General features: G+C 60.6%; 19 protein-coding genes and 1 pseudogene. 10 read left to right on the top strand and 10 right to left on the bottom strand.

From position 1 onward, the window contains the following. Nucleotides 1-175 precede the first annotated feature (175 nt). Nucleotides 176-1,606 (top strand): exodeoxyribonuclease I, encoded by a 1,431-nt coding sequence (gene sbcB / locus ACM6I7_RS02035; protein WP_247267983.1) that lies wholly within the window; start codon nucleotides 176-178, stop codon nucleotides 1,604-1,606. Nucleotides 1,607-1,709: 103 nt separating this feature from the next. Here the strand turns inward: sbcB and mvaT are convergent, their stop codons facing one another. After that, nucleotides 1,710-2,087, bottom strand: coding sequence for a histone-like nucleoid-structuring protein MvaT (gene mvaT / locus ACM6I7_RS02030; RefSeq protein ID WP_003227581.1), 378 nt, complete (start codon nucleotides 2,085-2,087; stop codon nucleotides 1,710-1,712). Nucleotides 2,088-2,425: 338 nt separating this feature from the next. On the opposite strand from mvaT, the gene purU reads away from it, so the two are divergent. Further along, nucleotides 2,426-3,274 carry a formyltetrahydrofolate deformylase gene (gene purU / locus ACM6I7_RS02025; RefSeq protein ID WP_003227580.1) on the top strand — a complete coding sequence of 283 codons (849 nt, stop codon included), beginning with the start codon at nucleotides 2,426-2,428 and terminating at the stop codon, nucleotides 3,272-3,274. A gap of 88 nt (nucleotides 3,275-3,362) precedes the next feature. Next, on the top strand, nucleotides 3,363-3,539 hold the full coding sequence (locus ACM6I7_RS02020; protein WP_167797083.1) for a hypothetical protein: 177 nt from the start codon (nucleotides 3,363-3,365) through the stop codon (nucleotides 3,537-3,539). Here the strand turns inward: ACM6I7_RS02020 and ACM6I7_RS02015 are convergent. The 5 genes and pseudogenes from ACM6I7_RS02015 to ACM6I7_RS01995 form a co-directional block, all read right to left on the bottom strand. Beyond that, nucleotides 3,502-4,521: a lysylphosphatidylglycerol synthase transmembrane domain-containing protein gene (locus ACM6I7_RS02015; RefSeq protein WP_414887858.1), complete on the bottom strand. Its 1,020-nt coding sequence runs from the start codon at nucleotides 4,519-4,521 to the stop codon at nucleotides 3,502-3,504. The genes ACM6I7_RS02020 and ACM6I7_RS02015 overlap by 38 nt on opposite strands. After that, nucleotides 4,518-5,294 (bottom strand): polysaccharide deacetylase family protein, encoded by a 777-nt coding sequence (locus tag ACM6I7_RS02010; RefSeq protein WP_333988627.1) that lies wholly within the window; start codon nucleotides 5,292-5,294, stop codon nucleotides 4,518-4,520. The genes ACM6I7_RS02015 and ACM6I7_RS02010 overlap by 4 nt, the downstream gene beginning before the upstream one ends. Next, on the bottom strand, nucleotides 5,287-6,378 hold the full coding sequence (locus ACM6I7_RS02005; RefSeq protein ID WP_183784132.1) for a glycosyltransferase family 4 protein: 1,092 nt from the start codon (nucleotides 6,376-6,378) through the stop codon (nucleotides 5,287-5,289). The genes ACM6I7_RS02010 and ACM6I7_RS02005 overlap by 8 nt, the downstream gene beginning before the upstream one ends. Nucleotides 6,379-6,866: 488 nt before the next feature. Further along, a complete protein-coding gene (locus ACM6I7_RS02000; protein WP_371043227.1) occupies nucleotides 6,867-7,631 on the bottom strand; it encodes a methyl-accepting chemotaxis protein in 765 nt (254 codons plus the stop codon). 93 nt (nucleotides 7,632-7,724) lie between these two features. After that, nucleotides 7,725-8,756 (bottom strand): annotated as a pseudogene (locus ACM6I7_RS01995) (cache domain-containing protein); the annotation flags it as partial. A 186-nt stretch (nucleotides 8,757-8,942) separates the two neighbouring features. Between ACM6I7_RS01995 and ACM6I7_RS01990 the strand changes: the two are divergent. Beyond that, nucleotides 8,943-10,430, top strand: a complete 1,488-nt coding sequence (locus ACM6I7_RS01990) for a helicase HerA-like domain-containing protein (RefSeq protein ID WP_027612520.1) — start codon at nucleotides 8,943-8,945, stop codon at nucleotides 10,428-10,430. Between the two features lie 108 nt (nucleotides 10,431-10,538). On the opposite strand, the gene ACM6I7_RS01985 is transcribed toward ACM6I7_RS01990, so the two are convergent. After that, nucleotides 10,539-11,012, bottom strand: a complete 474-nt coding sequence (locus ACM6I7_RS01985) for a DUF721 domain-containing protein (RefSeq protein WP_027612521.1) — start codon at nucleotides 11,010-11,012, stop codon at nucleotides 10,539-10,541. Between the two features lie 307 nt (nucleotides 11,013-11,319). Between ACM6I7_RS01985 and secA the strand changes: the two genes are divergently transcribed. From secA to ACM6I7_RS01965, 4 genes are all read left to right on the top strand, one after another. Next, nucleotides 11,320-14,055 (top strand): preprotein translocase subunit SecA, encoded by a 2,736-nt coding sequence (gene secA / locus ACM6I7_RS01980; protein ID WP_027612522.1) that lies wholly within the window; start codon nucleotides 11,320-11,322, stop codon nucleotides 14,053-14,055. Between the two features lie 122 nt (nucleotides 14,056-14,177). Beyond that, entirely contained in the window at nucleotides 14,178-15,395 is a 1,218-nt protein-coding gene (gene argJ / locus ACM6I7_RS01975; RefSeq protein ID WP_414887857.1) for a bifunctional glutamate N-acetyltransferase/amino-acid acetyltransferase ArgJ, read from the top strand. 195 nt (nucleotides 15,396-15,590) lie between these two features. Next, a complete protein-coding gene (locus tag ACM6I7_RS01970; RefSeq protein WP_414887856.1) occupies nucleotides 15,591-16,223 on the top strand; it encodes a glutathione S-transferase family protein in 633 nt (210 codons plus the stop codon). Then, nucleotides 16,220-17,164: a Nudix family hydrolase gene (locus ACM6I7_RS01965; RefSeq protein WP_414887855.1), complete on the top strand. Its 945-nt coding sequence runs from the start codon at nucleotides 16,220-16,222 to the stop codon at nucleotides 17,162-17,164. The genes ACM6I7_RS01970 and ACM6I7_RS01965 overlap by 4 nt, the downstream gene beginning before the upstream one ends. Before the next feature lie 123 nt (nucleotides 17,165-17,287). Here the strand turns inward: ACM6I7_RS01965 and ACM6I7_RS01960 are convergent, their stop codons facing one another. Genes ACM6I7_RS01960 through ACM6I7_RS01950 form a run of 3 tightly spaced genes read right to left on the bottom strand, consistent with a single transcriptional unit; the run spans nucleotide 17,288 to nucleotide 20,875 of the window. Then, nucleotides 17,288-17,872: a cob(I)yrinic acid a,c-diamide adenosyltransferase gene (locus ACM6I7_RS01960; RefSeq protein WP_027612526.1), complete on the bottom strand. Its 585-nt coding sequence runs from the start codon at nucleotides 17,870-17,872 to the stop codon at nucleotides 17,288-17,290. A 3-nt stretch (nucleotides 17,873-17,875) separates the two neighbouring features. Further along, nucleotides 17,876-19,912, bottom strand: a complete 2,037-nt coding sequence (locus tag ACM6I7_RS01955) for an ATP-binding protein (RefSeq protein ID WP_414887854.1) — start codon at nucleotides 19,910-19,912, stop codon at nucleotides 17,876-17,878. Between the two features lie 45 nt (nucleotides 19,913-19,957). Next, complete coding sequence (locus tag ACM6I7_RS01950) at nucleotides 19,958-20,875, bottom strand: putative 2-dehydropantoate 2-reductase (RefSeq protein WP_103367421.1); 918 nt, start codon at nucleotides 20,873-20,875, stop codon at nucleotides 19,958-19,960. A gap of 140 nt (nucleotides 20,876-21,015) precedes the next feature. Here ACM6I7_RS01950 and ACM6I7_RS01945 point away from each other — a divergent pair, with 140 nt between their 5' ends. Together ACM6I7_RS01945 and ACM6I7_RS01940 are read left to right on the top strand one after the other, a co-directional pair. Further along, entirely contained in the window at nucleotides 21,016-21,501 is a 486-nt protein-coding gene (locus ACM6I7_RS01945; protein ID WP_003227548.1) for a YajQ family cyclic di-GMP-binding protein, read from the top strand. A gap of 184 nt (nucleotides 21,502-21,685) precedes the next feature. Then, nucleotides 21,686-22,528: a mechanosensitive ion channel family protein gene (locus ACM6I7_RS01940; RefSeq protein WP_027612528.1), complete on the top strand. Its 843-nt coding sequence runs from the start codon at nucleotides 21,686-21,688 to the stop codon at nucleotides 22,526-22,528. Nucleotides 22,529-22,689 lie beyond the last annotated feature (161 nt).

The following is a 22,689-nucleotide window of genomic DNA, read 5'->3' as shown; positions in this document are numbered from 1 at the left end:
CCTGATGGGGCCGGATCGGGATGCGAAGTCCGTCCGATGCTAGCAGCCTCTTGGGGGAAAACGACATAACTATGTATTGCACCGCGTGTGGCGCACGCTGGTTGAATGACACAGCGCTGGCCGCGACCCCGGTTCAACGCCTAGACTTTGCCGATCTTCAGTTCAGGAACCGCCCGTGACTTCAATCTTCTGGTACGACTACGAGACCACCGGCATCAATCCGCGCAACGACCGTCCGCTGCAGGTCGCCGGGATTCGCACCGACCACGACCTCAATGAAATCGACGAACCGGTTAACCTCTACTGCCAGCCCAGCGAAGACATCCTGCCGCACCCGGCGGCGTGCGCCATTACCGGTATCACCCCGAGCTGTCTCGCCGAACAGGGTTTGAGCGAAGCCGACTTCATGACCCGCGTACACGCGCAACTGGCGGCGCCCGGCACTTGCGGTGCGGGTTACAACACCTTGCGTTTCGACGACGAGATGACCCGCTACAGCCTGTACCGCAACTTCTTCGACCCGTATGCCCGCGAGTGGCAGGGCGGCAACAGTCGCTGGGACCTGATCGATGTGGTGCGCGCCGCGTATGCGTTGCGCCCGGATGGCCTGGTCTGGCCGACCGACGACGAAGGCAAGGTCACCCTCAAGCTCGAACGCCTGACAGCGGCCAACCACATCGACCATGGGCATGCGCACGAAGCGCTCTCGGACGTGCGCGCCACCATTGCGCTGGCGCGGTTGATCCGCGAGAAACAGCCGAAGTTGTATGACTGGCTGTTTCAATTGCGCAGCAAACAGAAGGTCATGGATCAGATTCGCCTGCTGCAACCGCTGGTGCATATCTCCGGACGCTTCTCGGCGGCGCGGCACTATGTCGGTGTGGTGCTGCCATTGGCTTGGCATCCGCGTAATCGCAATGCGCTGATCGTCTGTGACCTGCACCTTGATCCGCAAGGCTTGCTGGACCTGGACGCCGAAACCCTGCGCCGGCGCCTGTACACCCGCCGCGACGACCTCGCCGAGGGTGAACTGCCGGTGCCGCTGAAACTGATTCACATCAATCGCTGCCCGGTGGTGGCGCCGTTGTCGGTGTTGCGTGCCGACGATCAGCAGCGTCTGGGCCTGGACATGGCGCTGTATCAGGCACGTGCACTGCGGCTAAGTGACGCACAACAAGTTTGGAAAGATAAAGTCGCAGCGATTTACGCCAGCGAAGACTTCACGCCCAGCGAAGATCCGGAACAGCAGTTGTACGATGGATTTATCGGTGATCGTGATCGGCGTCTATGCGAGCAAGTGAGAACGGCGGATCCGGCGCAATTAGCGCAAGAGCACTGGCCGTTCGATGATGAACGTCTGCCGGAATTACTCTTTCGATATCGCGCACGCAACTTTCCCGACACGTTGAATTTCGAGGAGCAAGAACGCTGGAGAATATTCTGTCAGCAGCGTTTGTCCGAGCCGCAAATGGGCGCGCCTAATACCCTGCAATCTTTTGCCGAGGCCGTGCAGCAATGGGCGCTTAGTGCTACGCCGATACAGAATCAAGTGCTCAATGAGTGGCAGAATTATGTCCAGGCATTGCGCAAACGTTTGAATCTTTGAAATCGAACATAGTGTGCCCATGAAATGCCGGGCATAAAAAAACGCCAGCGTATGCTGGCGTTTTTCATGGGCCGCAGAATCAGTCTGCGACAGGCGTTGCGGCTTAGCCCAGCAGGGTAGCCCAGCCTTCAACCACGTCACCGCCCCACTTGGCTTTCCACTCTTTCAGAGTCTTGTGGTTGCCACCTTTGGTTTCGATGACTTCGCCGTTATGCGGGTTTTTGTATTGTTTAACTTTGCGCGCGCGCTTGGTGCCGGTAGTTTTTACTGCGGCGCCACGGGTGCCTTTGGTTTTCGATTCCGGATCCAGCAGGGCGATGATGTCGCGCAGGGACTTGGAGTATTCGCCCATCAGGGTGCGCAGTTTGCCTTCGAATTCCAGCTCGGCTTGCAGTTTGTCGTCTTGCGACAGGTTCTTCAAACGCGCTTGCAGCTCTTTGATTGCTTCTTCGGTGGCGCGATATTCGTTGATCAAGGACATGGTAACTACCTTATGCAGATGTGTTGAATGGCAGGGGACAGTGCCGCAATAATAGTCAGGCTGTTTCATCAAGTAAACATTTAACCGGTTTTTTTATTTGAATTAGTTGCAAGGAATAACCGGTAAATTGAATGGTCATTTAAATAATGTGATGCAGTCATCACGAATATTCACAATTATCTGGCTGAACAGCTTCACTGCAGGACTATCGTTTCGCCGCGCGTGGCGTCAGGCGTCGCTAATCGGGCCTGCCTGCGGACATGTGGTCATCAATACTGCAGTTTCCGCGCACAGTCGCTAGAATGGCCGCCTTTGCGAAGTTCTGGAGTTTTCCCCCCATGCGCACCTTTCGGTTGGTGATTTCCTGCCCTGACCGCGTTGGCATCGTTGCCAAAGTCAGTAACTTTCTGGCATCCCACAACGGCTGGATCACCGAAGCGAGCCACCACTCGGATAATCAGAACGGCTGGTTCTTCATGCGTCACGAGATCCGCGCCGATTCGCTGCCGTTCGGTATTGAAGTGCTGCGCGAGAAGTTTGCGCCGATCGCCGAAGAGTTCTCGATGGACTGGCGCATCACCGACACCGAGCAGAAGAAACGCGTGGTGCTGATGGCCAGCCGCGAATCCCACTGCCTGGCCGACTTGCTGCACCGCTGGCACAGCGACGAGCTCGATTGCGAAATCTCCTGCGTGATTTCCAACCACAATGACCTGCGCAGCATGGTCGAGTGGCACGGCATTCCTTATTACCATGTCCCGGTCAATCCGCAGGACAAGGAGCCGGCGTTCGCCGAAGTCTCGCGTCTGGTCAAACAGCACGATGCCGAAGTGGTGGTGCTGGCGCGCTACATGCAGATCCTGCCGCCGGCCCTGTGCCGCGAATACGCGCACAAGGTGATCAACATTCACCACAGCTTCCTGCCGTCGTTCGTCGGCGCCAAGCCGTACCATCAGGCGTCGCTGCGCGGCGTGAAGCTGATCGGCGCGACTTGCCACTACGTGACCGAAGAGCTGGACGCCGGTCCGATCATCGAGCAGGACGTGGTGCGTGTCAGCCACAGCGACAGCATCGAAGACATGGTGCGTTTCGGCCGTGACGTCGAGAAGATGGTGTTGGCCCGAGGCTTGCGTTATCACCTCGAAGACCGTGTGCTGGTGCACGGCAACAAGACCGTGGTGTTCTGATCGAACCTGCGCGTACTTGAATAAAGAAGGGCCTGGGCGTTCAATCGTCCCAGGCCCTTTTTTCGTTTCAGCCCTTGAGGAACTGCCCGTGAGCGACCCATTGGACAAAGCCACTTCGAAAGCGCCTGCCACCCTGGGGGAGGGCTGTTTGAGCCGCTACGACCCGGATGACCTGAGCCCGGAAGACGGCACCGAGTTTCCCGGCGCCGCCGAGCTGTGGGAGCAGCTCAAGGAGCAGGCGGACGAACCTGAGAAGCCTGCCTGATCTTCAACAGCTTCTTGAGCAGCGGCCGCCCGAGCATCAATAGAAACACCGGGCCGCCCACCACCAGATAGAAATAGAACGTCACCACCCGCCAGATCAGAATCGCTGCCGCCGCAGTGGATTTGCCGACCATCGGCGCCAGCAGCGCCGCCGAGGTCAGCTCTGCGGCGCCCGCACCACCGGGCAACAGACTCATTTGACCAGCCCCCAGCGATAGCATCTGCACCAGAAAACTCCAGGCCCACTGCAGATCGGCGCCCAGTCCGCGCAGGGCCAGATACAACACGCTGTAGCGCAGCAGCCAGTGCATGCAGGTCAGGGCGAACACCTTGACCAGGGTTTGCCACGGCAACTTGAGGGTGTCGATAAACGCGTCGAGAAAATGCAGCAGCTTGCGCGCCCAGCGCCGACGCGTGGCCGGTTGCACGTTGAGGCGGGCAAGCAGGCGTCCACTCACAAGGATCAGGCGGCGGTGGTAGCGCGCCAGCAGCACGCAACTGAACAGCCCACCGAACAGCGACACGGCGCTGACCATCAGCAACCACTCCAGGCGATCACTGAGATGCTGAAACAACGCGTAAATCAGGATGCCGCTCAGGGCGCAGAGAAAGAACAGCAGATCACTCAGCTGATCCATGGCAAACACCGCGCTGCCCCGGGCCGGGCGCACGCCGCAGCGCGCCAGCAAGGCCATGATCGTCAGCGGCCCGCCACTGCCGCCGGGGGTGGCGCAATAGGCAAACTCGGCGGCCATGACCACGCCGAGGCTTTTCAGCGGCGTGACCCGTTCGCGCTGATCACCCAGCAGCAGGCGCAAACGCAGGGTGTTGATGCCCCAGCAGAGCAGGATCATGCCGAACATGATCAGCAGCCAGTGCAGCGGAAAATTCTGCAGCCGCGCACCGATCTCGCCGCCGCCGAGCAGCACGGGAATCAGCACGGCGGCGAGCAGGCCGATCAACAGCACAATGCCGCGACTCATGCAGCGCGCTCCATTCGCCTGCGTTGCCGGGTGAACCAGTCGATTTTGTTCATGGGCGTGCGTCCTTCTGCCAGCAGCCGTTCAAGGGTTTGCAGCCAGTAATCACGCGCGAAGGCGTGGCGCATGTCTACCGGGTGCAAGCCTAGACGAATCACCGCGGCGTCGCGCCACTGCTGTTGGCGTTGCTCGCTGACGAGTTTTGACAGACCCCGGCGCCAGGCGCTGCGCGCACTCCACACCAGACCCGGGGCGTTGATGGCGGTGAAATCCGGTAATTGATAAAGATGTTGCGGGTCGCTGGTGTAGCTCAATGGTGTTTCGCGAAGGGCCTGGCGCGTGCCCTCGCTCATCAACCAGGCCGGGGCGACGAAGCCGTGCAACGGCCAGTCATTGCGCCGGAACAGTTCGATGCCGTCGCGCAGTCGCGCCAGGGCGGCTTCGCGGGACAGGCGATAAAACTCCCCTTCGTGGGTATAGATTCGGCGCATGAACCAGTCGCGGGGTGTGGCTGGCGCTGGCTCGCGGTCGTCATGGTGATAGCCGTGCAAGGCCAGTTCATCGCCACGGGCCAGCCGCTCGCCGAGCATTCGGCAAAACGCGGGATGATCCTCAAGCGCGTCGTGGCCATGGAAATCCGGAACGACCAGCCAGGTCATCGGCACGCCGCCCATTGCGTCGACCGCCTCGACAAATGGCCGATAATCCGCCCACGTTGACGGTGCCACGTCGTGCAGCACCAGTAGCACTGCGCGGTCATTCAAGGAATCAGCCATTGGCCACCCTTGGCAGCGAGTGACCGAGCACCGCGTGGTAATGGCCGAGCAGGCTGTCGACCACGCTGTCCCAGGAATAACGCCGTTCGACGTGTTGCCGCGCCTGTTGGCCGAGTTTCACGCAGCCGCGACTGAACAGCTCGCGCACGGCATTGGCCATGGCTTGTGGGTTGTTCGGTGCACAGAGCAAGCCGCAGTCGTCGGCGACGATCTCTTCAAACGCCCCGGCCGCCACCGCGACCACCGGAATCCCGCAGGCCATGGCTTCGAGGATCACCAGGCCGAAGGTTTCCTGGTCACCGGCATGGATCAGGGCATCGGCGCTCGCCATCAAGCGGGCGACGGTGGGCGCCGGGCAGAAGGCGTCGATCACGCTGACGTTGTCCGGGACGGCGGCCGGCATCGAAGAACCGACCAGCAGCAGGTGATAGCGTGGGCCGAGGCGCTGCATGCATTTGAGCAGCACCGGCAGGTTCTTCTCTTTGGAACCGCGCCCGGCAAAGATCAGCAGGCGCGTGTCTTCGGCAATTCCCAGTTCGGCGCGCAGGCCGTTGTCGCGGGCGTCAGGGTGAAAGGTTTGCAGATCCACGCCCAATGGCTGCACGAATACATTGCGCACCCCCAAACCGGTGAGCTTGTCGGCCATCACCTGGCTGGGCGCCAGCACTCGATCGAAGTTGCCATAGAGCTTGGTGACGTACGCCTCGACGTTCGGCGTGACCCAATGGCCCATGCGATTGCCGACCAGTAGCGGCAGGTCCGAGTGATAAAAGCCGATCACCGGCACGTCCAGTTGCCGTCGCGCATCCAGCGCCGCCCATGCGGTGAGGTACGGGTCGCCGACTTCGATCAGATCCGGCTGCAAACCCTGCAGGACATTGCGCCACGGCGCGAGGCGCAGCGGGAAGCGATAGCCTTTGCCGAAGGGTAGGGCGGGTGCGGGCACGGTGTAGATACCGTCGTTTTCACCGAAATGTGCGCCGGGAATCAGCAGACTATGACGAATGCCCGTTTTGCCCCCCAACCGGCGATGCTTGGCATCCAGATAGGTGCGTACGCCGCCGCTGGCCGGGGCGTAGAACATGGTGATGTCGGCGATATGCACGGTGATCAACCCTCCGCTGCGTTGCACTCCCTTGGTTGACCTTTATCCAGAATAGATGTTCGGTCGGGATTGCGCGGTGGGAGTGTCAGGGAGGTGTTGTGGTGTTTGACAGGACGCCCTCGCGAGCAAGCCCGCTCCCACGGGGATCTGCAAACGACACAGATCCCATGTGGGAGAACATGAGGGGATGTCGGCGATCTGCGCGGTGGGAGTGTCAGGGAGGTGTTGTGGTGTTTGTCAGGATGCCTTCGCGAGCAAGCCCGCTCCCACAGGGATCTGCAGATGACACAGAGCCAATGTGGGAGAACAGGGGGGATGTCGGCGATCTGCGCGGTGGGAGTGTCAGGGAGGTGTTGTGGTGTTTGTCAGGATGCCTTCGCGAGCAAGCCCGCTCCCACAGGTATCTGCAAACGACACAGATCCGATGTGGGAGCGAGCCTGCTCGCGAAGAGGCCCGTGGCAGCGATTTAGATGCGGAAACTGCCGACCAGCTGCTTCAGGCGCGAAGCCTGCTGCTCCAGATCCGAACAGGCTCGCAACGTCGCCTGCAGGTTCTCGACGCCTTCCTGGTTCAGCGTATTGATCTCGGTGATGTCGACGTTGATGGATTCCACCACCGCGGTCTGCTCCTCGGTCGCTGTTGCCACCGACTGGTTCATTCCGTCGATTTCGCCGATACGCTGGGTCACGCTGTTGAGGCGTTCGCCGGCGAGGTTGGCGATTTCCACGCTGTCCTGGCTGTGGCGCTGGCTGTCGCTCATGGTGCTCACCGATTCACGGGCGCCGACCTGCAGCTCCTCGATCATGGTTTGCACCTGCTGCGCCGATTCCTGAGTGCGGTGCGCCAGGTTGCGCACTTCGTCGGCGACCACGGCAAAACCGCGTCCGGCCTCACCGGCACGCGCCGCTTCGATGGCGGCATTGAGCGCCAGCAGATTGGTCTGCTGGGAGATGCTGGTGATCACTTCGAGGATCTGCCCGATGTTCACGGTTTTGCTGTTCAGCGACTCGATGTTGCTGCTGGAGGCGCTGAGCATGCTCGACAGTTGATTCATCGCCTTGATGCTGCGATCCACCACTTGCTGGCCGTCTTCGGCGAGGCCGCGGGCGTCACTGGCCTGGTTCGAGGCTTGCGCGGCGTTGCGGGCGATTTCCTGGGCGGCGGCGCCCAGTTGATTGATCGCCGCGGCGACGCTGCTGGTGCGCGAAGCCTGCTGGTCGGAGTTGTACATCGAGGAGTTGGACGCCGCGACCACGCGCAGCGCAACCTCGTTGACCTGGCCGGTGGCCGACGATACTTCGCGGATCGAGCCGTGAATACGCTCGACGAAACGGTTGAATGCGGTACCCAGCACGCCAAACTCATCGTTATTGACGATGGTCAGGCGCTTGGTCAGGTCACCCTCACCGTCGGCGATGTCTTCCATGGCGCGGGTCATGACGTGCAGCGGCTGGATCAGCAGGCGAATCAGCATGCCCAGCAACGCGATGATGATCACCACCGCAATCACCGTGGCAATCACCGCCGAGGTGCGGAACTCACTGAGCATCGAGAAGGCTTTGTCCTTGTCCACCGACAGCCCGATGTACCAGTTGACTGACGGCAGGCCTTTGATCGGCGCGAAGCTGACGATGCGGGTCTTGCCATCGACGGTGATTTCACTGAAGTCGCTGCTGATGCGCGGAGTGTCCTGCGGATAGGCTTCTTTCAGTGATTTCATCACCAGTGCCTTGTCCGGGTGCACCAGGATCTTGCCGTCGGCGCTGACCAGGAAGGCGTAGCCCATGCCGGAGAAGTCCCGGGCGGTGAGGGTGTCGACCAGGGTTTGCAGGCTCAGGTCACCGCCCACCACGCCAACGCTCTGACCGGCCTTTTTCGAGGCGGTGGCGATGGAGATGATCAACTGGCCGGTGGCGGCGTCGATGTACGGTTCGGTCAGGGTCGACGCGCTGCTGCTCTCGGCCCCTTTATACCAAGGGCGCACCCGAGGATCGAAACCGTCCGGCATCTTCACGTCCGGACGGATGGTGAAGTGACCGGTGGCATCGCCCAGGTAAGTGGCCATGAACGTCGAGGTCAGGGATTTCTGTTCCAGCAGGCTGGCGACGTTGGCCGGGTCCGGATTGATGGCAATATTCTGGGCGGCATTCTCGACCAGCAGAATGCGCCCGTTGAGCCAGGTCTGGATGTTATCGGCGGTGACTTCGCCCATCTCGTTGAGATAGTTGTTCAGGTCATCGCGGATCGCGTTGCGTTGCAGCCAGTCGTTGTACAGCGTGAACGAGGCGAAAGCGGCGATGACGATGAGGGCGGCGGCAAGCAAAATTTTATGGCTGAAGCGCAGGTTTTTGTTCATGGCTTGGGGTTCCGCTAAGGTCTTAATGTCCTGGGCGTGCTTTTATAAAGACGCGCAAAATGGGCAAGGGTGAAACAAACTGATATTTCCGACTCTCCTTAGGGAAATGTCCGACCGACTTTTCAGTCAGGTTCTCGCCCTTATCTATCGGCCACAGCGGATTAAAGATTAACCATAGGTGACAAAATGCCTGACACATCGCAACTCGTTATCGGCGCCGATCTGGCGGGGCAACCGATTGCTCAGGCCATGCGCCTGGCTAACCGCCACGGGCTGATCGCCGGTGCGACCGGGACCGGCAAGACCGTGACTTTGCAACGCCTTGCCGAAGCATTCAGTGACGCCGGGGTCGCGGTGTTCGCCGCCGACATCAAGGGCGACCTGTGCGGCCTGGGCGCCGCCGGCAATCCGCAGGGCAAAGTCGCCGAGCGCATCGCCGGGATGCCCTGGCTCGACCACAAACCGCAGGCTTATCCGGTGACGCTGTGGGATATTCACGGGGAGTCCGGTCATCCGTTGCGCACGACTTTGAGTGAAATGGGCCCGCTGCTGATCGGCAGCCTGCTGGAGCTGACCGACAGCCAGCAGTCGGCGCTGTACGCGGCGTTTAAAGTGGCCGACCGCGAAGGCCTGTTGCTGCTGGATCTGAAAGACCTCAAGGCGCTGCTCAATCACCTCAAGGACAACCCGCAACTGTTGGGCGAAGACGCCGCGCTGATGACCACCGGTTCCAGCCAGGCACTGTTGCGTCGGCTGGCGACCCTGGAGCAGCAGGGCGCTGAAGCCTTGTTCGGCGAACCGGCGCTGCAACTGGAAGACATTCTGCAACCGGCCGCCGATGGTCGTGGGCGGATTCATTTGCTCGATGCCAGCCGTCTGGTGCATGAGGCACCGAAGGTCTACGCGACGTTCCTGCTGTGGCTGCTGGCCGAGCTGTTCGAGCAATTGCCGGAGCGCGGCGATGCCGACAAACCGCTGCTGGCGCTGTTCTTCGATGAAGCGCATTTGTTGTTCGGCGATACGCCCAAGGCGTTGCAGGAGCGTCTGGAACAGGTGGTGCGGCTGATCCGCTCGAAAGGTGTCGGCGTGTATTTCGTCACCCAGTCGCCGGGCGACCTGCCGGATGACGTGCTCGCGCAACTTGGCCTGCGGATTCAGCACGGCTTGCGTGCGTTCACTGCCAAGGAACAGAAATCCCTGCGAGCGGTAGCCGATGGCTTCCGGCCGAATCCGGCGTTCGACACCTTGTCGGTACTGACCGAGCTGGGCATCGGTGAAGCACTGGTCGGGACGTTGCAGGAAAAAGGCACGCCGGAGACGGTCCAGCGGGTGCTGGTGGCGCCGCCACAGTCGCGGATCGGACCGTTGAGCGAAACCGAACGCACGATGCTGATCGCCGGGTCGCCGTTCAAGGGCCGATATGACAAACCGATCGATCGTGAGTCGGCATATGAAATCCTGATGGGCCGCAAGGATCTGGCGCCGGAGGCGGATGCGCCAGCGGGTAAGCCGGCAGCCGAAGAGCCGAGCCTGGCTGATCGTGCCGGAGAGTTTCTGGGCACGGCGGCGGGGCAGGCGTTGAAGTCAGCCATGCGTCAGGCGGCCAATAATCTGGGTAAACAACTGGTGCGCGGCTTGATGGGGTCGTTGCTCGGTGGCAGCAAACGGCGTTGATCCAAACTGTGGGAGCGGGCTTGCTCGCGAAAACGGTCTGCCAGTCAACAATAATGTTGACTGAAAGGACGCCTTCGCGAGCAAGCCCGCTCTCACATCGGATAAGTGTCAGTTTTTTGAATTGATATCAGGTTTTGTCTTTGCGTGCGCCGCCAGACGCTCAAGCGCCGCGCGCAGTCCCGGATCGCTGATCCCGTCCGCCGTGGACTGAATGGTCGCCGCTGCATTGCTCGACAGGTCCATCGTGTGCCCGACAGCCCCAGGCTGGACGATCGGTGGTCGCACGCTGAATTTGATTCGCGTCAGGTTGGCGAACTCTTCGAACAGCTGCAATTGCCGTTGCAGGCGTTTTTGCTGGTAGCGCAGGCGTGTCGCCCAATGGCCGTCGGTGACCACCAGCGACAGTTCGCCTTCACGCCACTTGGCCACATGACAATGTGCGCGGGCGGCAGGTTGCAGCTGGCTTTCAAGCAGGCGTTGCAGATGAGCGAGGCGTTGGGCATGACCAAGAATGGCTTTGAGCGGCTTGGCTTCGCGTAGCAGAACGGCGGGCGCTCTGGCTGTAAGGGGGCGAAATGCCATGATCGAACACCTGAAGTAACAGAAGCGCCATGTTAGCAGAAAGCAACGGAACCACTCGCCCATTGCTTTTGTCCCTGCTTTACCCATTAAATCAACAACTAACTTCTTGCCTTGATGGGTTGAAGTTGAGCAAAACGCCCTTATTTTAAGTGAGCCCCGTCAAAGCGCAGTGCCAGCATCGTGGAATATCGCCACTTTCCTCACCACCGTTTCCGGGTAGAATGCTCGTTCGCATGCGGCCATGAGGGCTGCACGGGCGACTCACGGGGCCGCCCTCCATCCCTTTAGTGTGGAAGATCCTGCCGATATGTTTGCGCCTTTGTTAAAGAAACTTTTTGGAAGCAAGAACGAGCGTGAAGTCAAACGCATGCTCAAGACGGTGCAGCTCGTCAATGCCTTCGAAGAGCAAATGGTGGCCCTTTCGGACGATCAATTGCGCGCCAAGACCAATGAGTTCAAGGCCCGTATCGCCAAAGGGGAATCCCTCGACAAGCTGTTGCCTGAAGCCTTCGCGGTCGCCCGTGAAGCCGGCAAGCGCGTCATGGGCATGCGCCACTTCGACGTCCAGTTGATCGGCGGCATGACCCTGCATGAAGGCATGATTGCCGAAATGCGTACCGGTGAGGGTAAAACCCTCGTAGCGACCCTGGGCGTTTACCTCAACGCGCTGTCCGGCAAGGGCGTGCACGTTGTGACCGTGAACGACTACCTGGCCCGCCGTGACGCCAACTGGATGCGCCCGCTGTATGAATTCCTCGGCCTGACCGTCGGCGTCGTGACGCCGTTCCAGCCGCCGGAAGAGAAGCGCGCCGCCTACGCTGCCGACATCACCTACGGTACCAACAACGAATTCGGGTTCGACTACCTGCGCGACAACATGGCGTTCAGCATGGAAGAGAAATTCCAGCGCGAACTCAATTTTGCCGTGATCGACGAAGTCGACTCCATCCTCATCGACGAAGCCCGTACCCCGCTGATCATTTCCGGTCAGGCCGAGGACAGTTCCAAGCTGTACATGGAGATCAACAAACTGATCCCGCAGCTGGAACTGCACGTCGAAGAAGTCGAAGGCCAGGTCACCAAGGCCGGTCACTACACCATCGACGAGAAGACCCGTCAGGTCGAACTCAACGAAGCCGGTCACCAGTACATCGAAGAAATGCTCACCGGCGTCGGCCTGCTGGCTGAAGGCGAGAGCCTGTACTCGGCGCATAACCTGGGCCTGCTGACCCACGTCTATTCGGGTCTGCGTGCGCACAAGCTGTTCCATCGCAACGTCGAATACATCGTGCAGGACGGCCAGGTCGTACTGGTCGACGAACACACCGGCCGCACCATGCCGGGTCGTCGTCTGTCCGAAGGCCTGCACCAGGCCATCGAAGCCAAGGAAGGTCTGAACATCCAGGCCGAGAGCCAGACTCTGGCTTCGACCACGTTCCAGAACTACTTCCGTCTCTACACCAAGCTGTCCGGCATGACCGGTACCGCCGACACCGAAGCGTTCGAATTCCACCAGATCTATGGCTTGCAGGTCATGGTGATTCCGCCGAACAAGCCGTTGGCGCGTAAAGATTTCAACGACCTGGTGTTCCTGACCGCCGAAGAGAAATACGCGGCGATCATCAATGACATCAAGGAAGGCATGGCCCAGGGCCGTCCGATCCTGGTGGGCACCGCGACCATCGAAACTTCCGAGCATGTGTCCAACCTGCTCAACAAGGAAGGCATCGAACACAAGGTGCTGAACGCCAAGTTCCACGAAAAAGAAGCCGAGATCATCGCGCAAGCCGGTCGTCCGGGCGCCCTGACCATCGCCACCAACATGGCCGGTCGTGGTACCGACATCCTGCTGGGCGGTAACTGGGAAGTGGAAGTCGCGGCGCTGGAAAACCCGAGCCCCGAGCAGATCGCCCAGATCAAGGCTGACTGGCAGAAGCGTCACCAGCAAGTGCTGGAGTCCGGCGGTCTGCAGGTGATCGCCTCTGAGCGTCACGAATCCCGTCGTATCGACAACCAGTTGCGTGGCCGTGCCGGGCGTCAGGGTGATGCCGGTTCCAGCCGCTTCTACCTGTCGCTGGAAGACAGCCTGATGCGCATCTTCGCCTCTGACCGGGTGAAGAACTTCATGAAAGCCCTGGGCATGCAGCCGGGCGAAGCGATCGAGCACCGCATGGTGACCAACGCGATCGAGAAGGCGCAGCGCAAGGTGGAAGGTCGCAACTTCGACATCCGTAAACAACTGCTCGAGTTCGACGACGTCAACAACGAACAGCGTAAAGTGATCTATCACATGCGTAACACGTTGCTGGCCGCCGACAACATCGGTGAAACCATCGCCGACTTCCGTCAGGACGTGCTCAACGCCACCGTCAGCGCGCACATTCCACCGCAATCGCTGCCAGAGCAGTGGGACGTGGCCGGTCTGGAAGCGTCGATTGCCAGCGACTTCGGGGTGAAACTGCCGATCCAGCAATGGCTCGACGAAGACGATCACCTGTACGAAGAGACCCTGCGCGAGAAGCTGATGGTCGAGCTGATGGCGGCGTACAACGAGAAAGAAGATCAGGCCGGTGCGGAAGCACTGCGCTCGTTCGAGAAACAAATCGTTCTGCGCGTGCTGGACGACCTGTGGAAAGATCACCTGTCGACCATGGATCACCTGCGTCACGGCATCCACCTGCGTGGCTACGCCCAGAAGAACCCGAAGCAGGAATACAAGCGCGAGTCGTTCACGCTGTTCTCCGAGCTGCTGGATTCGATCAAGCGCGACTCGATTCGTGTGCTGTCGCACGTTCAGGTGCGCCGCGAAGATCCGGAAGCCGAAGAGCAACGCCTGCGTGAGGAAGCCGAAGCACTGGCCGCGCGCATGCAGTTCGAACACGCCGAGGCCCCTGGTCTGGAGCAGCCGGAAGTATTGGGTGAAGAGGTCGATGTCGCCCTCGCCACCGCGCCGGTGCGCAACGAGCAGAAGCTGGGTCGCAACGAACTTTGCTACTGCGGTTCGGGCAAGAAATTCAAGCATTGCCACGGGCAGATCCAGTAACCCCCGTTTCAATCGCTGAAATACCCGCGCCGCGACCGGCTCCTGCCGTCGCGGCGTTTTGCCATTTACACCACCGCCATCCCTGTGAGCGGTGCTGACATCATTGAGTAAGGAGCGCATTCATGGCTGTTGGTCTTGGTCCTTTGCCAACGTTGCACCCGGTTGCCGGTTTTGAACTCGGTATTGCCTCGGCCGGCATCAAGCGCCCGGGGCGCAAGGATGTGGTAGTGATGCGCTGCGCCGAAGGTTCGACCGTGGCCGGTGTGTTCACGTTGAACGCCTTTTGCGCCGCGCCAGTAATCCTGGCGAAAAAACGTGTGCACAACGACGTGCGTTACCTGCTGACCAACACCGGTAACGCCAACGCCGGCACCGGTGAGCCGGGTCTGGCGGCTGCCGAGCGCACCACGGCGAAACTGGCCGAGCTGACCGGTGTCGATGCCAGCCAGATCCTGCCGTACTCCACCGGCGTGATCGGTGAGCCGCTGCCGGTCGAGAAGATCGAAGGCGCGCTGCAGGCCGCACTGGATGATCTGTCGGAAAACAACTGGGAAGCCGCCGCCACTGGCATCATGACCACCGACACCCTGCCCAAGGGTGCCAGCCGCCAGTTCGAGCATGATGGCGTGACCATTACTGTCACCGGCATCAGCAAAGGTGCAGGCATGATTCGCCCGAACATGGCGACCATGCTCGGCTACATCGCCACCGATGCCAAAGTCTCCCGCGACGTACTGCACAACCTGATGCTCGACGGCGCGAACAAGTCGTTCAACCGCATCACCATCGACGGCGACACTTCGACCAACGACTGCTGCATGCTGATTGCCACCGGCAAGGCTGCACTGCCGGAAATCACTCGCGCCGAAGGCGAGCTGTTCAACAAGCTGAAACAGGCTGTGTTCGAAGTGTGCATGGACGTGGCCCAGGCCATCGTGCGTGACGGCGAAGGCGCGACCAAGTTCGTGACTGTTGAAGTCAACGGCGGCGGCAATCATCAGGAATGCCTCGACGTCGGTTACACCGTGGCCCACTCGCCGCTGATCAAGACCGCGCTGTTCGCCTCCGACCCGAACTGGGGCCGTATTCTGGCGGCTGTCGGCCGTGCCGGCGTGCCGGATCTGGATGTGAGCAAGATCGACGTGTTCCTCGGCGACGTGTGCATCGCCAGCCGTGGCGCACGCGCAGCGACCTACACTGAGGCACAGGGTTCGGCGGTGATGCAGCAGGAAGAGATCACCATCCGTATCGAACTGGGTCGCGGTAATTGCAGCGAAACCATCTGGACCACCGACCTGTCGCATGAATACGTGAAGATCAACGCCGAGTACCGCACCTGATCCAAGACCGGGTCGCTTCTTTCGCGAGCAGGCTCGCTCCCACAGGGGGATTTGTGACAACACGATCCAATGTGGGAGCGAGCCTGCTCGCGATGGCGTTGTGTCAGGCAACATCAATGTTGAATGTGCCGGCCTCTTCGCGGGCCCAGTCACTCTAAGTCTTGAAGCTTTCCACTGACGAAAAGGCGCCACACCATGTCCCTGCACCTGATCATCGGCGACAAACTGCTTTCTTCCTGGTCCTTGCGCGCCGCTCTGGCGCTGGAACTGACCGGCGCTCCCTACAGCGAAGAATTGATCAAACTCGGCAAGCCCGACACCCGCGAGCGTCTGCTCAAGCATTCGCCGACCGCCAAGGTGCCATTGCTGCAAACCTCTCGCGGCACCATCGCCGACTCTTTGGCGATCGCCGAATACCTGGCCGAGCAGTTCCCGTCCGAACAGCTCTGGCCAACCGACCTGTTCGCCCGTGCCCAGGCGCGATCCGCCTGCGCGCAGATGCACAGTGGCTTTTTCGCCATGCGCAATCACATGCCGTTCAACCTGAGCCACGACGCACCGCTCAACCCGGTGCCGCCAGAGGTGAGGGTCGATATCGAACGCATGCTCGCGCTGTGGGCTGAATGCCGTGCTGCCGCCACGGAGCCTGGGCCGTATCTGTTTGGCCGGGTGAGCCTGGCTGACGCGTTCTTCGCCCCGATTGCCGTGCGCCTGCGGACTTACCAGGTGCAGTTGCCGGCGGTTGATCAGGCCTATGTTGAAACCGTCTACCAATGGCCCGCCTTCAAGGCGTGGCAAGAGGCTGGACTGGAGGAGTTGAATCCGTGAAACGAGTACACGTCGCGGCTGCCGTCATTCGTGACGACAGCGGCAAAATCCTCATCGCCCGTCGTGCCGATACCCAGCATCAGGGCGGCTTGTGGGAATTTCCCGGCGGCAAGGTCGAGGCTGACGAATCGGTCGAAAGCGCCTTGGCGCGCGAGCTGCACGAAGAGCTGGGCATTGTCGTTGGCGCCGCTCGTCCACTGATCAAGGTCCGCCATGATTACCCCGACAAGCAGGTATTGCTGGATGTCTGGGAAGTGTCGAGCTTCAGCGGTGAACCACACGGTGCCGAAGGTCAGCCACTGGCCTGGGTGACCGCCAAGGATCTGCTGAACTACGAGTTCCCGGCGGCCAATCAGCCGATCGTGGCCGCGGCGCGCCTGCCCGGCGAATACCTGATCACGCCGGAAGATCTGGAGGCCCCGGCCTTGCTGCGCGGCATTCAGAAGGCGATTGCCGGCGGGATCAAACTGATCCAGCTGCGCGCGCCGAACGGCTATGACCCCAAATACCGCGATCTGGCGGTAGATGCAGCCGGTCTGTGTGCCGGCAAGGCGCAGTTGATGATCAAGGGGCCGTTCGAATGGCTGGGCGATTTCCCGTCTGCCGGTTGGCACATCACCGCCGCGCAACTGCGCAAATACGCCGCAGCAGGGCGACCGCTGCCAGCTGAGCGCTGGTTGGCGGCGTCCTGCCATAACGCTGAAGAACTGGCGCTGGCCGAGCAGATGGGTGTGGATTTCGTCACCTTGTCGCCGGTTCAACCAACCTTGACCCATCCGGATGCGCAGCCGTTGGGCTGGGAGCAGGCTTCGACGTTGATCGAGGGCTTCAGCAAACCGGTGTTTCTGTTGGGTGGGGTTGGCCCGGCGGAACGTGAGAGGGCCTGGGGTGTTGGCGCGCAGGGTGTGGCGGGGATTCGCGCGTTCTGGCCAGAAGCTTGATTATGTTGTGAGGCTGATGGCCTCTTCGCGAGCAAGCCCGCTCCCACATTTGACTGCATTCCAACTGGATGAATGCAATCAACTGTGGGAGCGGGCTTGCTCGCGAAGGCGTCCTTACAGGCGCTAGATATCTGAAGGTTTCGCCGCCGGTTGCCACAAGATCTCCGCAATCCCCTGCCGCCGCGCAATCAACCTTGCGGCCACAAACAACAGATCCGACAGCCGATTGATATACGCCAAACCAACCCCGGCCAACGGCTCGATCGCGTTCAAATGCTGACAACGCCGCTCGGCACTGCGCGCCAGACTGCGGCACACATGGGCCTGGGCAATCAGCATCGAACCGCCCGGCAGAATGAAATTCTCCAGCGGCCCCAATTCCTCGTTCCACACATCAATCGCCGCTTCCAGGCGCTCGATTTCTGCCGTGTTCAGCGCCTGATATTCCGGCATCGCCAGCTCACCGCCAAGATCAAACAGACGATGCTGACAAGGCGCGAGCACGTCGATCAGTTCATTCAATCCCGGGAATGCCTCACGTTCGGCGATCAACCCGGCCAGCAGCACACCGACCTGACTGTTCAGCGTATCGACTTCGCCAATCGCTTCGATGCGCGGGTGATCCTTGGGCACGCGGCGGCCATCGCCCAGGCCGGTTTCGCCAGTGTCGCCGGTGCGGGTGTAGATCTTCGACAAGCGAAAGCCCATGGGTTACCTCGGTAGTTGATTGGTTTCGGCGGCGATGGCCGCCGGTTGGGTCAGTGGCAGGCGCAACGTGAAGCAGGTGCCCTGGCCCGGCGCCGATTGCACTTCCATCTGCCCTTTGTGGTTGTTGGTGATGATGAAGTACGACACCGACAGCCCCAGCCCTGTGCCCTGGCCGATTTCCTTGGTGGTGAAGAACGGCTCGAAGGTGCGTTTGCGCACGTTTTCGCTCATGCCGATGCCGTTGTCCTCGACCTGAATCTCGGCCCATGGCGGGTTCAGTTTGGTGCGCAAAATGATCCGCCCCGGCTCGCTGTCGTCTTCGCGCTGGTGAATGGCTTGCGCGGCGTTTTTCAGCAGGTTGAGCAGCACTTGTTCCAGTTCGTTGGCGGTGCCCGGCACCGGGCCGAGCGCCGGGTCGAACTGGCGGATGATCGCCTGGCCCTTGAAGTCGAAACCGATCGCCAGATCGAAGTCGTTACCGGCAATTTCCACCGCCTGATCAATCAGCGCCGGCAGATCGCAGGGGGCCATTTGCCTAGTGCTGCGGCGGCTGAAACTGAGCATGTGCGTGACGATTTTTGCCGCCCGCGCGCCGGCCTGCTGGATGCCGTCGAGCAGTTTCGGCACTTCGCGGCTCTGCAGGTAACGGTTGACCGTGTCCAGTTCGATGCCGAGATGTTCAGCGGTTTCGAGGTTTTTTGGCAGATCTGCCGACAGCCGCCGCCGAATGTTCTGCACGTTGTGCAGGATCGCGCCCAGCGGGTTGTTGATCTCATGGGCCATGCCGGCGGCGAGGCCACCGACCGAGAGCATCTTCTCCGACTGCACCATCATTTCTTCCAGCGACAGGCGCTGGGTGATGTCGTCGATACGGATCACCACACCGCGCCCTGCACCGCCCATCAGTGGGTAGAAGGTCAGGGCGTAGTGCTTGGGCTCGTCGTCCTTGAACCAGGTCACCCGCTCGATCTTCGCCACGGTGTGTTCTTCGACCGTTTGCTTCAGTTGTGGCAGAAACGGCTTGAGCGGTTCGAAGGCGAGGAAGATCGGTTGGTTCAGCGCCTCATCCAGGCGCGTCCCGGAGAGGGCGCTGGCCTCCTGGTTCCACTGGGTCACGTAGAGTTGCTCGTCGAGAGCAATCAGCGCCGAGGGCATGGAGTCGATGATGCTGTTGAGGTAGTTCTGGAATCCGGTGAGCTTCTTCTCGATCTTGCTCCGAACCTGGACTTCCAGCTCCAGTTTTCGGTTGGTGTGGCGGGTTTCTTCGGCCAGGCCCTGGGCCTGATCGTAGGCGGCCTGCGAGTCATCGCGGGCCCGTTTGAGCTGCTGTTCGCGGGCTTCGATGCGCGAGAGCATGGTGTTGAACGCCTCGGCGAGGCTGCCGATTTCATCGTGGTTGCCGCGTGAGGCGCGCAGGGCATAGTTCTCTTCGCGAGTGACCTGACGCGACAGTTCTTCCAGCTCATGGATCGGGCGGGTGATCAGGCGTTTGATCTGCCGCGCAATCACCAGCCACAGCAGCACACTGAAAATCAGGATGCCGAGACTGGCAGTCAGGGTGCCGGTGTAGAACGCCATCGGCAGTTCACTGCTGGCGACCAGCAGCAAGTGCCCGGGCGCGGTGCCGGGGCGGGGCAGGGTGATCAACTGATTGCTGCGAAACTCGGTGAGCTGCCAGGCTTCGACGTGTCGATAGCGTTCCGGCAGATTGAGCTTGTCGCCACGCTGCACCTGGGCGATGCGGTCACCCTTGCCGTCATACAACGCGGCGGCGCGCAGTGGCGAATAGCTGTCGAGTTCCTTGAGCAGGCGTTCGGCGCTCTGGGGCGACTCGAGGGCTTGTGCGACCAGGCTCGGGTTGGAGATCAGCCGGCCGATGGTCTGCAAAGCTTGCGGCGCCATGCTTTCCTGAGAGATGTAATAGGCGGCGCTGATAAAGGTCAGGTTGGCGACCAGCAGGACGGTGGTCAACAACACCAGCAGGGCGGCCAGCAGTTTCTGGCCGACCGGCAGGTTTTCAAGGCGCTGGCGCAATGGCATCAGGTTTATCGCAGCAAAGGAACAAGTGGCCAGCGTAGCCGCTGCTCAGTCGCTGGGCAATCCAAGGCTGTGCAGATGAGCGATCAGACGCTGCTGCAATTGATTGAGGTGTGGCAGGTTCAACTGGTGACGGGTGGCGACTTTGCAGGCGTGGCCCAGCAGGTAACTGATTTCGGTGCGGCGCTGGTTCGCCACGTCCTGATACATCGACGAGTAATTGGCTGCGGTGGCGTGAATCACCCGCTCGACTTCCTGTTGCAGATTGACCGCTGCGGCCGGTTGACCGCAGTGCTCCAGTAATTCGGCCAGCTCGTTGCACAGCGTGGCGACTTCGCATTGATGCTGTTCCAGCCCGCCGTTACGGCAATCGTGGAGCACGGTCAGCGGATTGATCGCGCAATTGAGCGCCAGTTTGCGCCACAGCCGGGTGAGGATGTCGGTGCTCCATTCGTGGGGAATGTTCGCCGCTTGCAGGTCGTCCAGCCAGATCGGCGCCACCGGATGGCCGGCATCACCCAGCCAGGTGAAACCGTGGCCGGCAAACACCACGCGCCAGTCGCCGTCGCGGAACGCGCCTTCGGTGCTGGAGGCGCTGATGCAGCGTGCCTGCGGAACCACCGCTGCGACGGCGTCCTGACTGCCGAGGCCGTTCTGCAGCAGGATCAGCTCGGCATCTGCGCTCAGGCGCGGGGCGAGGCGGGCGACGGCGCTTTCGGCGTCATAGGCCTTGCAGGCGACCAGCAGGCGGCGGATCGGCTCCGGGTCGTCCGCCGTTTGCGCGGGGACGGCATAGGTAGTGGCTGCGCCGTGTTCGACCAGCGTCAGGCCGCCGGCCACCTGATAGCTGCGCAAACGCTCGGCATCCCGCACGATCAGCCGCACCGGCAGACCGGCCCGCGCCAGACGCGTGGCCCACAGGGTGCCGAGGCTGCCGGCGCCAAGAACGTGCCAAGGGGTGGACATCAGTTTTTCACTCGGTAAGGTACTGGCATGCAAGGCTCGCCGTATCGGTGGGAAAAGACCCGTTATAATGAGCCGGATTTTAACCGCAAGCCAAGCGCGCTCCCTCCTTATCGAGCGCGCCTTTTTATTGGAGAGATTACATGCCGTCGTTCGACGTGGTATCCGAACTGGACAAACACGAGCTGACCAACGCGGTCGAGAACGCCGTGAAGGAACTTGATCGTCGCTATGACCTGAAAGGCAAAGGCAGCTTCGAGTTCAAGGAAAAGGACCTGACCGTCAATCTGACCGCTGAAGCCGGGTTCCAGCTGGAAGCGATGATCGAGATCCTCAAGCTGGCTCTGACCAAGCGCAAGATTGATGTGCAGTGCCTTGAAGTCAAAGACGCTTACGCCTCGGGCAAGCTGATGAAGCAGGACGCCATTCTCAAAGAAGGCATCGACAAGGAGTTGGCGAAGAAAATCGTCGCTCACATCAAGGACGCCAAGCTCAAGGTGCAGGCCGCCATTCAGGGCGAGCAGGTGCGGGTGACCGGCAAGAAGCGCGATGACCTGCAGGAAGCCATCGCGGCTCTGCGCGCCAAGGAATTCGGCATGCCACTGCAGTTCAACAACTTCCGCGACTAAGCTCGGTCAGAAGATTTGTGGGAGCGAGCCTGCTCGCGAAGGCGGCGTGTCAGTCAACCTCCTGGCTGAATGACACACCGCCTTCGCGAGTAGGCTCGCTCCCACATTTGATTTATGTGCACCCCGGCGGGTTTCTGCCGCTTATCTTTCGCGTGCCGAATGGCCGGAAATCAGGAGATGGAAGATGGATTTGAATGCTGAGGTAGACAACCTGGTCAAGGCGTCCCAGGCGTGGATTCCGATGATCATGGAATACGGCAGCCGCGTGCTGCTGGCGGTGATTACCCTGGCCATTGGCTGGTGGCTGATCAACAAGGTCACGCAAAAACTCGGCGGTCTGCTGGCCCTGCGTAATGCCGACCTGGCGCTGCAAGGCTTCATCAGCAGTCTGGCGAACATCATTCTCAAGGTGCTGCTGATCGTCAGCGTGGCCTCGATGATCGGCGTGGAAACCACCTCGTTCGTGGCCGCGATTGGTGCTGCCGGCCTGGCCATCGGTCTGGCGTTGCAGGGCAGCCTGGCGAATTTCGCCGGCGGCGTGTTGATTCTGCTGTTCCGTCCGTTCCGTATCGGTGACTGGATCGAAGCGCAAGGTGTGGCGGGTACGGTCGACAGCATCCAGATTTTCCACACCGTGCTGCGTACCGGTGACAACAAGACCATCATCGTCCCGAACGGCAATCTGTCGAACGGCATCATCACCAACACCAACCGTCAACCAACCCGCAAAGTGGTGTTTGACGTGGGTGTGGATTACGAAGCTGATCTGCAAAAGGCCCGTCAGGTGCTGCTGGATCTGGCCAAGGATGAGCGCGTATTGCAGGACCCTGCGCCACAAGCGGTCATTTCGACGTTGGGTGACAGTTCGATCACTGTTTCCCTGCGTGTGTGGGTTAAAACTGCAGACTATTGGGACGTGATGTTCATGTTTAACGAACAGTCCCGTGACCGTTTGAAAACTGCCGGTATTGATATTCCGTTTCCACAGCGGGTTATTCGAGTAGTTCAGGAATCGGCTGTTCAGTAATACCACTGATACTTGGCCTTGCGGTCAGTTAATGAGTGGACTAACCCAAGAGCTGTCCGCACTCTTGGGTTTTTTATGTCTGATCTAGATGTTCGTTGGCTAATAAGTAGCTAGCTACTATTGTTTGTACGGTCAGAAACAGGAAGGCAGGGCAAACTTGA

The organism is Pseudomonas sp. IT-93MI4 (genome assembly GCF_949767635.1).
Lineage (GTDB): Bacteria > Pseudomonadota > Gammaproteobacteria > Pseudomonadales > Pseudomonadaceae > Aquipseudomonas > Aquipseudomonas putida_A.
This window is presented reverse-complemented; position numbering and strand designations above follow the sequence as displayed.